Source organism: Aquabacterium sp. UBA2148 (assembly GCF_002328915.1).
In the GTDB taxonomy this organism is placed as follows: Bacteria; Pseudomonadota; Gammaproteobacteria; order Burkholderiales; family Burkholderiaceae_C; genus Aquabacterium; species Aquabacterium parvum.
The window spans coordinates 1-13258 of record NZ_DCXA01000044.1 but is presented as its reverse complement, the minus strand read 5'-3'; the positions used below and the strand labels follow the sequence as shown (position 1 = coordinate 13258).

Annotated in this window: 10 protein-coding genes; 7 read left to right on the top strand and 3 right to left on the bottom strand. The window is 66.1% G+C overall.

What is annotated here, in order from left to right:
- Nucleotides 1–101: 101 nt before the first annotated feature.
- The 3 genes from recQ (at nt 102) to B2W70_RS02335 (ending at nt 4600) form a co-directional block, all read left to right on the top strand.
- Nucleotides 102–1937, top strand: coding sequence for a DNA helicase RecQ (gene recQ / locus B2W70_RS02345; RefSeq protein ID WP_286742450.1), 1836 nt, complete (start codon nt 102–104; stop codon nt 1935–1937).
- 239 nt (nt 1938–2176) lie between these two features.
- Entirely contained in the window at nt 2177–3214 is a 1038-nt protein-coding gene (locus tag B2W70_RS02340; RefSeq protein ID WP_286742448.1) for a porin, read from the top strand.
- Nucleotides 3215–3508: 294 nt separating this feature from the next.
- The gene (locus B2W70_RS02335) at nt 3509–4600 is read left to right on the top strand and encodes a porin (RefSeq protein ID WP_286742446.1); all 1092 of its coding nucleotides are present in this window, start codon (nt 3509–3511) and stop codon (nt 4598–4600) included.
- Nucleotides 4601–4931: 331 nt separating this feature from the next.
- On the opposite strand, the gene metW is transcribed toward B2W70_RS02335, so the two are convergent.
- Together metW and metX are read right to left on the bottom strand one after the other, a co-directional pair.
- Complete coding sequence (metW, locus tag B2W70_RS02330) at nt 4932–5537, bottom strand: methionine biosynthesis protein MetW (RefSeq protein ID WP_286742444.1); 606 nt, start codon at nt 5535–5537, stop codon at nt 4932–4934.
- Complete coding sequence (gene metX, locus B2W70_RS02325; RefSeq protein ID WP_286742442.1) at nt 5534–6700, bottom strand: homoserine O-succinyltransferase MetX; 1167 nt, start codon at nt 6698–6700, stop codon at nt 5534–5536. Before metX ends, metW begins: the two co-directional genes overlap by 4 nt.
- A gap of 317 nt (nt 6701–7017) precedes the next feature.
- Here metX and B2W70_RS02320 point away from each other — a divergent pair, with 317 nt between their 5' ends.
- Nucleotides 7018–8673 (top strand): FMN-binding glutamate synthase family protein, encoded by a 1656-nt coding sequence (locus tag B2W70_RS02320; RefSeq protein ID WP_286742441.1) that lies wholly within the window; start codon nt 7018–7020, stop codon nt 8671–8673.
- A gap of 49 nt (nt 8674–8722) precedes the next feature.
- Here B2W70_RS02320 and B2W70_RS02315 read toward each other — a convergent pair whose 3' ends face one another.
- On the bottom strand, nt 8723–9343 hold the full coding sequence (locus B2W70_RS02315; RefSeq protein WP_286742438.1) for a glutathione S-transferase N-terminal domain-containing protein: 621 nt from the start codon (nt 9341–9343) through the stop codon (nt 8723–8725).
- A 205-nt stretch (nt 9344–9548) separates the two neighbouring features.
- Here B2W70_RS02315 and B2W70_RS02310 point away from each other — a divergent pair, with 205 nt between their 5' ends.
- The 3 genes from B2W70_RS02310 to pyrF are packed head-to-tail and all read left to right on the top strand — an operon-like array spanning nt 9549 to nt 13052.
- Entirely contained in the window at nt 9549–10748 is a 1200-nt protein-coding gene (locus tag B2W70_RS02310; protein ID WP_286742436.1) for a DUF898 family protein, read from the top strand.
- A gap of 37 nt (nt 10749–10785) precedes the next feature.
- Nucleotides 10786–12168 carry an adenylosuccinate lyase gene (purB, locus tag B2W70_RS02305; RefSeq protein WP_058088406.1) on the top strand — a complete coding sequence of 461 codons (1383 nt, stop codon included), beginning with the start codon at nt 10786–10788 and terminating at the stop codon, nt 12166–12168.
- A gap of 44 nt (nt 12169–12212) precedes the next feature.
- A complete protein-coding gene (gene pyrF / locus B2W70_RS02300; protein ID WP_058088407.1) occupies nt 12213–13052 on the top strand; it encodes an orotidine-5'-phosphate decarboxylase in 840 nt (279 codons plus the stop codon).
- The last annotated feature ends 206 nt before the right edge of the window (nt 13053–13258 follow it).

Here is a 13258-nt window from a genome sequence, read left to right as displayed (position 1 = left end):
CCGCCGTGGCCGCTGGTGTGCGGACAGCCCCTTGTCTGCCTGTTTGTCCTGTCCGCGTGTCCGCCCTGCCCGAATCCCTCTCAGCCTCCCCGTCGGCTACCTTGTCCGCAGACCCCTTGCGCATCCTGCAGGAGGTCTTCGGCTACCCGGCCTTCCGGGGCCAGCAAGCCGCCGTCGTCGAGCGGGTGGCTTCGGGTGGCGATGCCCTGGTGCTCATGCCCACGGGTGGCGGCAAGAGCCTTTGTTATCAGGTGCCGGCCATTTCCCGTCATCGCCGGGGGCTGGGCGTCACCGTCGTCGTCTCGCCGCTGATCGCGTTGATGCACGACCAGGTTGGCGCGCTCGAAGAAGTTGGCGTGCACGCGGCCTTCCTCAACAGCACCCTGAGCAACGACGAGGCCCAGCACATCGAGCGCGAGATGATGTCCGGCCGCCTGGTGATGCTCTACGTGGCACCCGAGCGGGTCACCCACCCGCGTTTTCAGGCCCAGCTGGCCAGCCTGCACGAGCGCGGCCTGCTCAGCCTCTTCGCCATCGACGAGGCCCACTGCGTCAGCCAGTGGGGCCACGACTTCCGCGAAGACTACCTGCAGCTGAGCCTGCTGCACGAGCGCTACCCCGACGTGCCTCGCGTGGCGCTGACCGCCACCGCCGACGACCAGACCCGCGCCGACATGGTCACGCGCCTGGACCTGCATGCCGCCAGCGTCTTCCTCAGCAGCTTCGACCGCCCCAACATCCGCTACGCCCTGGTCGAGAAGGACAACCCCCGCCAGCAGTTGCTGCGCTTCATCCGCGACGAGCACGAGGGCGAAGCCGGCATCGTCTACTGCCAAAGCCGCAAGAAGGTCGAAGACACCGCCGAGTGGCTCAAAGAGCAGGGCATCTCGGCCCTGCCGTACCACGCAGGCCTGGATTCGGCCGTTCGCCAGCGCCATCAAGACCGCTTCCTGCGCGAAGACGGCCTGGTCATGGTGGCCACGGTGGCCTTCGGCATGGGCATCGACAAGCCCGATGTGCGCTTCGTCGCCCACCTCGACCTGCCCAAGAACATCGAGGCCTACTACCAGGAGACGGGTCGTGCCGGCCGCGACGGCGCCGAGGCCGAAGCCTGGCTGGCCTACGGCCTGGCCGACGTCGTCAACCAGCGCCGCATGATCGACGAGAGCCCGGCGCACGACGACTTCAAGCGCGTGCAGCGCGCCAAGCTCGACGCCCTGCTGGCCCTGGCCGAGGCCCACGACTGCCGCCGCGTGCGCCTGCTGGCCTACTTCGGCGAAGCCAGCCAGCCCTGCGGCAACTGCGACAACTGCCTGCACCCGCCCCAGACCTGGGACGGCACCGAAGCCGCCCGCAAGCTGCTCAGCGGCATCTACCGCTTCTGGCAGCACGGCCAGCAGCGCTTTGGCGCTGGCCACCTGATCGACGTGTTGCGCGGCCGGCGCACCGACAAGGTGGCGCAATACGGCCACGAATCGCTCAGCACCTTCGGCATCGGCGCCGACCTGTCGGAGGCGCTATGGCGCGCCGTGCTGCGCCAGCTCATCGCCCTGGGTCACGTCGTGGCCGAGGGTGAGTTCAACACCCTGGGCCTGAGCGCCAGCGCCCGCGCGGTGCTCAAAGGCGAGGTCGGCATCGTGCTCAAGCAGGCGGCCGAGCCGGGTTCGCGCAGCAAACCGGCGCGGGGCAAGGCCTCGGCCCCGCCCATCCCGCTCGACGGCGACGCGCTGGCCCGCTACGAATTGCTCAAAGCCTGGCGTGCCCAGGTGGCCCGCGAGCACAACCTGCCGGCCTACGTCGTCTTCCACGACGCCACCCTGGCCGAGATGGCGCGCCTGGCGCCCACCTCTCTGGGCGAGTTGGCCACGATCAGTGGGGTGGGGGCCAAGAAGCTCGAGGCCTACGGGGAGCAGATCCTGGCCGTGTGGGCTCGTTGAGTTTGTCCGGAATCTTCTGGATGCCCCAGTGTGGTGTGCTCGCAACTATTTTGGTGCGAATGCACCCCATAAGGGGGTAAACCTTCGTTTCTCTTGAGGGTTCGTCCTGAGTTTTGCCCGTTGATCCAACACAATCGGCAGCAGCTCGGCGATGTTCCGCCTGACTTTCCGGACGCCAAAAAGCGTTTGGTTGTCCTGGATGCACATTGTTGGTGCAAAAACCCTGAAGGAGAATCTGAATGAAAAAGCACTTGATCGCTCTGGCCGCCCTGGCCGCCGCCACCTCCGCCTTTGCCCAATCGTCCGTGACCCTGTACGGCAACCTGGACGTGTCCATCGGCCGCGACCAAAACAAGCCCTACGGCGCCCAGTCGAGCACCGTCACCAACATCGAATCGGGTCGCATGACCGAGTCGTACTTCGGCCTGCGTGGCACCGAAGACCTGGGTGGTGGCCTGAAGGCTGTCTTCAAGCTGGAATCTGAAATCGCCGTGGACAGCGGTGCTGCCTCGGGCGGTTCCTCGAACTTCTTCGGTCGCAACGCCTACGTTGGCGTCGCTGGTGACTTCGGTGCCGTGCACGCTGGCCGCCGTGAAAGCCTGTTCAAGGAAGAAACCACCAAGTTCAACCCCTTCGGCAACTCCGGCAGCTCCGGTGACTTCGCTTTCCTGAGCGTTGGCAGCGACAGCTGGTCCAACAGCCTGACCTACGTCTCGCCCAGCCTGTCCGGCCTGACCCTGTCGGCTCAAACCAGCCTGAAGGAAGCCAACGGCTCCACCGCCACCAACTACCGCTCGGGCGGCAACGCCGTGTCGGCCAACTACACCAACGGCCCCCTGGCCGCTTCGCTGGTGTACGGCGACGTGCGCAACACCCAAGGTGCTGCCACCAACCAGAAGCAAACCGGCTACCTGCTGGGCGCCAGCTATGACCTGACCGTGGCCAAGGTGTTCGCTCAGTACCAGAACGCCAAGATCTCGGTCAAGAACATCGACGGCGACGCCAAGACCCGTGACTTCCAACTGGGCGTGTCCGTGCCTGTTTCGGCCAACGGCGCTGTCCTGGCTTCGTTCGGTTCCGGCAAGCGGACCGTCGATGACACCGAAGGTGCAGACAAGTCCCGTCAGTACTCGCTGGGCTACACCCACAGCCTGTCCAAGCGCACCAGCGCTTACGCTGCCTACACCCGCGAGACCTACAAGGAAGGCATCGCCATCAACCCTGACCAAAAGTCCAGCCGCAACCTGCTGGCCGTTGGCCTGCGTCACGCTTTCTGAAGCATGACACCTGACCGCTGAACGCGGTCACCTTGTTTGAACCAGACTTGAAAGCGCCCCCTCGGGGGCGCTTTTTTTTGCCTCAAAACACCTGGCCTGGAGCTTGCTTATTGGCAGCCGGTCGTCCGGCCTCGCAAGTTGCGTAGATGCAACACACGGGGGTTCAAGTGAGCATGATTCTTGCTTAAATGATCGGCGAGGACAGTTTGTCCCAACAAGTTCCTCGGCACAGCTTGGCCTCGATTGCCTGCGGTGCAGAGATAACAACCTTCTTCCCATTGCTAGGAGAACCTGATGTTTGCAAAGAAGAACCTGGTGGCCGCCGCCGCCCTGCTGGCCCTGGTTGGCGCCGCCCAAGCCCAGTCCAGCGTCAAGCTGTACGGCTCGCTGGACGTTTCTTTTGGCTCTTACAAGCCCGTTGACATCGTCAACAACGAGCCCAAGTCGACGACCCGCGTTCAAAGCGGCGACATGATGACCAGCTTCATCGGCTTCTCCGGCGTGGAAGACCTGGGCGGTGGCCTGAAGGCCGAGTTCGCCCTGGAGTCCTTCATCGGTGTCGACAGCGGTTCGAACGTTCCCAACCAGGCTGGTCAGTTCTGGAGCCGTGCCTCGTGGGTCGGCCTGAGCGGTGGTTTCGGTAAGGTCATCCTGGGTCAGTACGACAACGCCATCTTCACCTCGGGCCTGCTGTACAACCCGTTCGGCAGCTCCATGACCTTCTCGCCCACCATGCGGCATTTCTATGACCTGGGCTCGACCAGCAGCGGCCTCAACAATGGCGTGTTCATCAACAGCAACTACACCGACACGGGCTGGGTGAACTCCATCACCTACGAAACCCCGGTGTTCGCTGGCTTCAGCGGTTCGCTGCAGTACTCGCCCAAGGAAAGCGCCGCCGCCGGCACCTCCAACAGCTACACCGTCTCGCTGGCCTACAACAATGGTCCCCTGAGCGCCATGGTGGTGTACCTCGAAGGTGGCGTGACGCCCGCTGCGGCTCCTGCTTACCCTGGCGAATACAAGGCCATCAACTTCGGCGCCAGCTACGACTTCGGCGTGCTGAAGGCCTTTGGCCAGTACACCAACTTCAAGTACGAAGACACCAGCCTGCTGCTGGGCGCATTCGACAAGTCTGACGTGCTGCAAGTCGGCGTGTCCGTGCCTGTTTCCGCCTCCGGCTCCATCCTGGCTTCCTACGGCCAAGCCAAGTGGAAGCTCGCCGACATCTTCGTGGGTGACGACGCCAAGAGCCGCATCTTCAGCCTGGGCTACGACCACTACATCAGCAAGCGCACCGACGTGTACGTCGCCTTCTCCAGCGAAAAGCTGTCCGACCTGAAGGGCGGTCGCACCTTCGCAGTGGGCGTCAAGCACGCTTTCTGATCGGGCTCGAGCGGGGGCTGCATCGCCAGTCCCTCGCACCGGACCACACAAGGCGCCTTCGGGCGCCTTTTTCATGTGCGTGCCATCTGTGCCCGATGCGCATGACCCGCATCAAGCAAGCTGGCACGCCAAATGCATATCCTCATGCGGGTTCGCTGATTGGTTCTCTCAGCTGGCGCCCGCCAGACACGAGCCAGGCAGCACGAGGGGCCTGCGGCTTTCGAGCCGTTTGTTTGACCAGAGCGTTTGGGCGCTCCCTTGGCGGGGAGCGCCCCTTTTTTTGCCCGTTCAGGGCCCGTGAGCGATCGGTGAATGGCCCGATCGCAGCCGCTCAGGCTCGCTCGAACTGGAACACCGCCGAGCTGGCCATCAGGTTGGGCCAGGTGCGCGCCACTTCGCCCTCGTGCAGCCCGAACGACTCCACGATGCGCAAGCCGTTGCGGCGCGCCAGCACCTCGAAATCGGCAAACGTGGCCACGCGGATGTTGGGCGTGTCGTACCACTGGTAGGGCAGTGCACGCGTGACGGGCATGCGCCCGCGCAACACACTGAGTCGGTGCGGCCAGTGCGCAAAATTGGGGAAGCTGACCAGGCCCACGCGGCCGATGCGCGCGGTCTCGCGCAGCATGGCCTCGGTGTTGCGCAGGTGCTGGAGCGTGTCGAGCTGCAGCACCACGTCGAAGCTGTTGTCCTCGAACAGGGCCAGGCCTTCTTCGAGGTTGTGCTGGATGACGTTGATGCCGCGCGCCACGCAGGCCATCACCTGGGCGTCGTCGAGCTCGATGCCGTAGCCGCTGCAGCCGCGTTCGTCGCGCAGCAGGGCCAGCAGCTCACCGCTGCCGCAGCCCAGGTCGAGCACGCGCGAGCCTTTGGGGATCAGATCGGCGATGGTGCGGTGAAAGCGTTGGCGCGAGGCCTGCAATTGCACGGCGTTCATGCGCGCACTCCTTGGACTTCCTGCGCAATGCGCTCGAAGTAGGCGCGCACCACCCCGTGGTAGCGCGGGTCGTCGAGCAGGAAGGCGTCGTGGCCGTGCGGCGCGTCGATCTCGGCGTAGCTCACGTCGTGGCGGTTGTCGACCAGGGCCTTGACGATCTCGCGCGAGCGCGCCGGCGAGAAGCGCCAGTCGGTGGTGAAGCTGATGACCAGGAACTTGGCCAGCGCTTTGGCCATGGCCGCCGCCAGCTTGCCGCCATGCGTGCGGGCCGGGTCGAAGTAGTCCAGCGCGCGCGTGATCAGCAGGTAGGTGTTGGCGTCGAAGTAGTCGCTGAACTTGTCGCCCTGGTAGCGCAGGTAGCTCTCGACCTGGAACTCGATGTCCTGGGTGCTGTAGCTGGGCGCGTCGCCAATGGCGCGGCCCACCATTTCGCGGCCGAACTTCTCTTCCATCACGTCGTCAGACAAGTAGGTGATGTGGCCGATCATGCGCGCCACGCGCAGGCCGCGGCGGGGCACCACGCCGTGCTCGTAGAAGTGGCCGCCGTGGAAGTCGGGGTCGGTGACGATGGCGCGCCGCGCCACCTCGTTGAAGGCGATGTTCTGTGCCGACAGCTTGGGAGCGGTGGCCACGGCCACGCAATGGCGCACGCGATCGGGGTGCTGCAGCGTCCAGCTCAGCGCCTGCATGCCGCCCAGGCTGCCGCCCAGCACCGCCGCCAGTTGCTTGACCCCCAGGGCGTCGAGCACGCGGGCCTGGGCGTTGACCCAGTCTTCCACCGTCACCACAGGGAAGTCGGCGCCGTAGGGCTTGCCGGTGTCCGGGTTGGTGTGCATCGGGCCCGTCGAGCCAAAGCAGGAGCCGGGGTTGTTGATGCCGATGACGAAGAACTTGTTGGTGTCCACCGGTTTGCCCGGGCCAATCATGTTGTCCCACCAGCCCTGGCTTTTGGGCAGAGGCTGCCCATCGGGGCCCGCGTGCAAGCCGGCGACGTGGTGCGAGGCGTTGAGCGCATGGCACACCAGCACGGCGTTGCTGGCGTCGGCGTTGAGCTGGCCGTGGGTTTCGCAGGCGAGGGAGTAGTCGCGCAGCTGCGCACCGCTTTGCAGGTGCAGCGGTTCGCTGAAGTGCAGCGTGGCAGGCGTGACGATGCCAAGTGACATGGAGCAGGGCCCAGGAAAAACAAAACCGGCCGCGCAAGAAGCAGGGGCCGGTGGCAGCGACCTCTTTAGCGGCATTTTTAAAGCGCCCGCAATTCGGAACCGTCGTGAGCCCGGAGACATCGCTCCTGGCCAGGACAAATCGGCGCTGGTCAAAAGTGTAGCCGCATTTCGCCCGCTTGGCCAAGGCGATGCATGTGCCGTTCATCCCTGGGGCTGCTCCCCGAAACCCGGTCTTTCTTCTCGAATGCCTTGCTGTCGATTGGCTAGAGTGCTTGTGTCGAGGTTGCACGCCCCGTGCAAACAGACCGGAGGAGACCATGCCACGCTGGTTGATTCGACTCAATGAACACGTGCCCATCCGCTACGGTGTGTGGGCGTTTGCCTGGTTCCTGTTCGCTTGGGGCCTGTGCCGCTGGGCGCGGGTGCCCGGTTGGAGCGCGGCCTTCCTGAGTGCCGCAGGCGGCGGGCTGGTGCTGCTGGGCCTGAACGATGTCCGGCAGACTTCGCGCTCGGTGCTGCGCAACTACCCGGTCATCGGGCACCTGCGCTACCTGCTGGAGTTCATCCGGCCGGAGCTGCGCCAGTACTTCATCGAGAGCGACAACGAGGCCGCGCCTTTTTCGCGCCAGCAGCGCTCGCTCGTCTACCAACGCGCCAAGGGTGAGCCCGACAAGCGCCCCTTCGGCACACAAAAAGACGTCGGTGCCAATGGCTACGAATGGCTCAGCCACTCGGTCAGCCCGACGCACCTGCCTTCGCACGATTTCCGCGTGACGATTGGCGCCGGCGGCTCGTCCTGCACCCAGCCGTACAGCGCCAGCCTGTTCAACATCTCGGCGATGAGTTTTGGGGCCCTGAGCGCCAACGCGATCCTGGCGCTCAACACGGGCGCCAAGCGCGGGGGCTTTGCCCACGACACCGGCGAGGGCTCCATCAGCCGCTACCACCGGGGGCCCGGTGGTGACCTGATCTGGGAGATCGGCTCGGGCTACTTCGGTTGCCGCAGCGCCGATGGCCGTTTTGACGAGGCGCGGTTCGCCGCCAACGCGAGCGAGCCTCAGGTCAAGCTCATCGAGCTCAAGATCAGCCAGGGGGCCAAGCCTGGGCATGGCGGGGTGTTGCCGGGCCCGAAGGTCACGCCCGAGATCGCCGAGGCGCGCGAGGTGCCGGTGGGCCAGGACTGTGTCTCGCCAGCCAGCCACAGCGCCTTCTCCACGCCGATCGAGATGATGCAGTTCATCGAGAAGCTGCGCCAGCTCTCAGGTGGCAAACCGGTGGGCTTCAAGTTCTGCATGGGCCACCCCTGGGAGTGGTTCGCCATGGTCAAGGCCATGCAGCAGACGGGTTTTTGGCCGGACTTCATCGTCGTCGACGGGGCCGAAGGCGGCACGGGTGCGGCGCCGCTGGAGTTCACCGACCACGTGGGCGCGCCGCTGCAGGAAGGCCTGCTGCTGGTTCACAACACGCTGGTCGGCCTGGGTGAGCGGCACCGCGTCAAGATCGGCTGCGCAGGCAAGGTCATCAGCTCTTTCGACATCGCCCGCATGATGGCGCTGGGCGCCGACTGGTGCAATTCGGCGCGGGGCTTCATGTTCGCGCTGGGTTGCATTCAGGCGCAGGCTTGCCACACCGGGCATTGCCCAACGGGCGTCACCACCCAGGACCCGATGCGCCAGCGCGCGCTGGTGGTGCCAGACAAGGCCGAGCGGGTGCTGCGTTATCACCGCAACACCCTGCATGCCCTGCAGGAGCTGGTTCAAGCGGCTGGCCTGAGGCACCCCAACGAGATCACCGCCGAGCACATCGTGCGGCGGGTGTCAGGGGTGGAGGTCAAGCGGCTGTCGAACCTGCTGCCCTACATGAAGGCCGGCGAGTTGCTGGCGGCCGAACGCGGCGCCGTGCCGTGGAGCCAGCCGGTGTTCGAGCAGTACTGGTTGCGCGCTCGCGCCGAGTCGTTCGAGCTGACCGACTGAGTGCAGCGCCAGGTCACGCGGCCCCGTGCGAGTCTCAGGGGCCGGGTGTTCAAGCCTTGGGCGGCGCCGTGTCGGCGAAGCCGGGGCGCTGCGCCAGCTTCTCGAACAGGCGGGCCAGGTTGGGGTGGTCGGCGCGCCAGTCGATTTCCGGGAAGCGGAAGTCGAGGTAACCCAGCGCGCAGCCGACGCAGATGTCGGCCAGGCTGTGGTGGATGCCGGTGCACCAGGCGCGGTCACCCAGGCCCTGGCTCATGGCCTTGAGGCTGGCGTGCACCTTGCTGAGCTGGCGGTCGATCCAGGCCTGGCTGCGTTGTGCCTCGGTGCGACCCGACCAGGTCGCTTCCATGCGGGCCAGGATGGCGGCGTCGAGCAGGCCGTCGGCCAGGGCTTCCCAGGTGCGCACTTCCACGCGCTCGCGGCCACTCAGGGGGATGAGCTTGCCCACGGGCGAGAGGGTGTCGACGTATTCGACGATCACGCGTGAGTCGAAGACGGCCTCGCCGCCTTCCATCACCAGGCAGGGCACCTTGCCCAGCGGGTTGGACGTGGCGATGGTGGTGTCGGCGGCCCACACGTCCTCCACCTCGAACTTGTAGTCGAGCTTTTTCTCGGCCAGCACGATGCGTACCTTGCGGACGAAGGGGCTGGTCAGGGATCCGATCAGTTTCATTCTGTGTCGCGATGTGTGTTTGCGTCGGATTTTATCTGCCGAGTGACCGCCTGTCCGGAACCCCTTTGAACTCCCCAGGGAACCCGCCCATGCGGGGGACTCCAGCGGGGCTGCGAGAATCACACCATTACATTTGTCGCAGTTGCGAACATCCTGGCCGAGCCCTTGCTGGGAGCCTGCTCACTGTTTCGATCCCAAGGGGCCCTTGTTGTCTGCCGCCTTGTCGTCCTCGCCCGAGTCTGAAGCCTCGACCGCGCCCTCCTCGTCGGTGGTGGGGCTGCGGCGTGGCCTGCCTCGCTTGCCCAAGCGGGCCGTTGACACCTGGCCGGTGCAGTTCACCTCGCACGCCGACGACTACGCGTCCACGTGGTTGCAGGGCGCGCTGTTCACCCTGTTCACGCTGGGGCTGGGCCTGCCCTGGGCACGTTTGCGTTGCCGTCGCCACCTGTTGCAGCACACGCAGCTGGGTGGGCAGGTGCTGGACGATCACGCCTCGCCTTGGGCGATGCTGGTGAGGCAGTTGTTGGTCATGGCCTTGTTGTCCGGGGGTGGGTTGGCCGCGCTCGACAGCCCATGGGCGGGGCTGGCCGGGCTCACCATCGCGATGCTGAGCTGGCCCATGCTGTGGCTGGCAGCCGTGTCGCATCGCGTCAATCGCATGAGCTGGGGGCGCCGGCCCCTGGCGTGGCAGGGCCGGGTGTCGGATGCCTGGCGGGCGGCGGCAGCGCCTTTGGTGTGGCTGCTGGGCGGCGTCTGGCTGGTGGCGGCCTGGCTGGCACTGGGGCGCCCGCCGAAGGTGACTTGGGCGGTGGGTGGCGTTGCCTGGGCCTTGTTGGGGGTGTTGCTGCTGTCCGAAGGTGCCTGGCGTCTGGCCGGGCTTCGGCAGTCGGGCGCCAGGGTGGGGCCTTTGCGGCTGCGTTGGCAGGCCCGCCGTGCCGAGGTCCGCCAGGCTTGCCTGAGGCAGTGGGTGCAGACCGCCTGGCTGGGGGCTGCCCTGGGTGGACTGGCGCTGGTCGCTGTGTGGGCGGTGCAGGCCTTGTCGCCCGCCTGGGGGCAGATGGGTGCGGTGCTGGTGGGTGGGGCGATCGCCCTGGTCTGGGTCCTGACGAGCTGGTGGCAATGGCAGGCTCGTTTGTTCTGCCTGGTGTGGGATCAGACGGGCAACCGCAGCCTGCGCTTTCGGTGTGTGCTCTCGGCCCGGTCCTTGTTGGGTGAGCACCTGCTGCAGGCTTGCCTGGTTGTGGGCACCGGCGGCATCTACCTGCCATGGGCCCAGCACCGTGCTTGGGCGCTTCGCGCCCGGTCGGTCACCCTGCGCTCGAGGGTGGCGTTGCACAGCGTGATGCGTCATTGGCCGGCTCGTCACGCCCGGGTGGAGGTGGCCATGGAGTGGGGCAGCAGGTAAAATCGCGGGTTTGCCTGATGTCACCTGGGACCGAGCCATGAACCCCTCTGCACTTTCCGCCTTGACCGCCCTCTCGCCGCTGGACGGCCGCTATGCGCCCAAGGTCGCAGCCCTGCGCCCGCTGCTGTCCGAGTTCGGCCTGATGCACCGCCGCGTGCAGGTGGAAATCGCGTGGTTCATCGCCCTGTCTGACGCCGGCCTGCCCGAGCTGGCACCGCTGTCCGAGGCCGCACGCGGCTTCCTGCGCGGCCTGGTGGCGCGTTTCGCCGAGGCCGATGCCCAGGCCATCAAGGACATCGAAAAGACGACCAACCACGACGTCAAAGCCGTCGAGTACTGGATCAAGCAGCGCTTTGCCGGGCAGCCCGAGCTGGAGAAGGCCGGTGAGTTCGTGCACTTTGCCTGCACGTCTGAAGACATCAACAACACCAGCCACGGCTTGATGCTCAAGGCCGCACGCGAGCAGGTGGTCCTGCCGGCCATCGACGGCCTGATCGGCACGCTCAGCGGCATGGCGCACCAGTTCGCTGCCATCCCCATGCTCAGCCGCACCCACGGCCAGACCGCCTCGCCCACCACCGTGGGCAAGGAGATCGCCAACGTGGTGGCCCGCCTGGCGACCGCCCGTGAGCGCATCGCCGACGTCAAGCTGCTGGCCAAGATGAACGGCGCCGTGGGCAACTACAACGCCCACCTCTCGGCCTACCCCGAGAAGGACTGGGAAGCCTTCAGCCAGTCGGTGATCGAGAACCAGCTGGGCCTGACCTTCAACCCCTACACCATCCAGATCGAGCCGCACGACTACATGGCCGAGCTGTTCGACGCCGTCACGCGCACGAACACCATCCTGATCGACTTCTCGCGCGACGTGTGGGGCTACATCAGCCTGGGCTACTTCAAGCAAAAGACCAAGGCTGGCGAAATCGGTTCGTCGACCATGCCGCACAAGGTCAACCCGATCGACTTCGAGAACGCCGAAGGCAACCTGGGCCTGGCCAACGCGGTGCTGACCCACCTGAGCCAGAAGCTGCCCATCAGCCGCTGGCAACGTGACCTGACCGACTCGACCGTGCTGCGCAACATGGGTGTGGCGCTGGGTTACGCCCTGCTGGCCTACGACAGCCTGGCACGTGGCCTGGGCAAGCTCGAAGTCAACCCGCAAGCGCTGGCCGACGACCTCGACAGCTCCTGGGAAGTGCTGGCCGAGCCCATCCAGACCGTGATGCGCCGCCATGCCCTGCCCAACCCGTACGAGCGCCTGAAGGAACTCACACGCGGCAAGGCCATCACGAAGGAGTCCATCCTGGCCTTCATCGAGACGCTGGAGCTGCCCGAGGAAGAGAAGGCCCGCCTGCGCGCCATGACCCCGGGCAATTACATCGGCAAGGCCGTGGAATTGGCTCAACGCATCGGCAAGTGAGCGCCGTTCAGGCAGCACCCGGTCGCACCAGACGAGGCCCCCGCATGATCTTCACCGAGCAACTGCTGCGCGCGCAGCAACTCAACGACTCCCTGCTTTGCGTGGGCCTGGACCCCGAGCCCTCGAAGTTCCCGGGTGCCTGGAAGGGCCAGCCCGACCGGATCTACGACTTCTGCGCGGCCATCGTGGACGCCACGAAGGACCTGGTCTGTGCCTTCAAGCCGCAGATCGCTTACTTCGCGGCCCACCGCGCCGAAGACCAGCTCGAACGCCTGATGGCGCACATGCGCCGCGCGGCGCCCAACGTGCCCGTCATCCTCGACGCCAAGCGCGGCGACATCGGCTCGACCGCCGACCAGTACGCGCACGAGGCCTTCACGCGCTACCAGGCCGATGCCGTGACGCTGTCGCCTTTCATGGGCTTCGACACGATGGAGCCCTTCCTGAAATACCCGGGCAAGGGCGTGATCCTGCTGTGCCGCACCTCCAACCCGGGTGGCTCCGACCTGCAGAACCTGCGCCTGGCCGACATCGAAGGTCAGCCGCGCGTGTACGAGCACATCGCAAGCCAAGCGCAAGGCCCCTGGAACACCAATGGCCAGATGGGCCTGGTGGTGGGCGCGACCTTCCCCGAAGAGATCGCGCGGGTGCGCGAGCTGGCACCGACGCTGCCTTTGCTGATCCCCGGTGTGGGCGCACAAGGCGGTGACGCCGTCGCCACCGTCAAGGCGGGCCTCAAGACCGATGCGAGTGGCGCCATCACCGGCACCATCGTGGTCAACAGCTCTCGCGCCGTGCTGTATGCCAGCAGCGGCGACGACTTCGCCAGCGCTGCGCGCCGCGTGGCCCAGCAGACGCGCGACGCGCTCAACGCCGCACGCTGAGGCACAGCGCAAGGCCTCGGGGGTGTCTCCGGATCGCCTTTGTGTCGGCGGCGACGTGGGAGCCGTCCAGGTCGGGCGCTCGCCAAAAGCCGATGGATGGTGGCGAGTGGGCATGCGCCACAATGCGTGATCCTTCCGACACAGGACCACGCCCGCCATGTCCGCCGCGCCCGCACCCTCTCCTGACACCGCCAAGCCTTCGGTCA

Coding starts and splice junctions, on each gene's coding strand:
- B2W70_RS02340 (WP_286742448.1), top strand. CDS start 2,177: ATGAAAAAGCACTTGATCGCTCTGGCCGCCCTGGCCGCCGCCACCTCC.
- B2W70_RS02335 (WP_286742446.1), top strand. CDS start 3,509: ATGTTTGCAAAGAAGAACCTGGTGGCCGCCGCCGCCCTGCTGGCCCTG.
- metW (WP_286742444.1), bottom strand. CDS start 5,537: ATGAACGCCGTGCAATTGCAGGCCTCGCGCCAACGCTTTCACCGCACC.
- metX (WP_286742442.1), bottom strand. CDS start 6,700: ATGTCACTTGGCATCGTCACGCCTGCCACGCTGCACTTCAGCGAACCG.
- B2W70_RS02320 (WP_286742441.1), top strand. CDS start 7,018: ATGCCACGCTGGTTGATTCGACTCAATGAACACGTGCCCATCCGCTAC.
- B2W70_RS02315 (WP_286742438.1), bottom strand. CDS start 9,343: ATGAAACTGATCGGATCCCTGACCAGCCCCTTCGTCCGCAAGGTACGC.
- purB (WP_058088406.1), top strand. CDS start 10,786: ATGAACCCCTCTGCACTTTCCGCCTTGACCGCCCTCTCGCCGCTGGAC.
- pyrF (WP_058088407.1), top strand. CDS start 12,213: ATGATCTTCACCGAGCAACTGCTGCGCGCGCAGCAACTCAACGACTCC.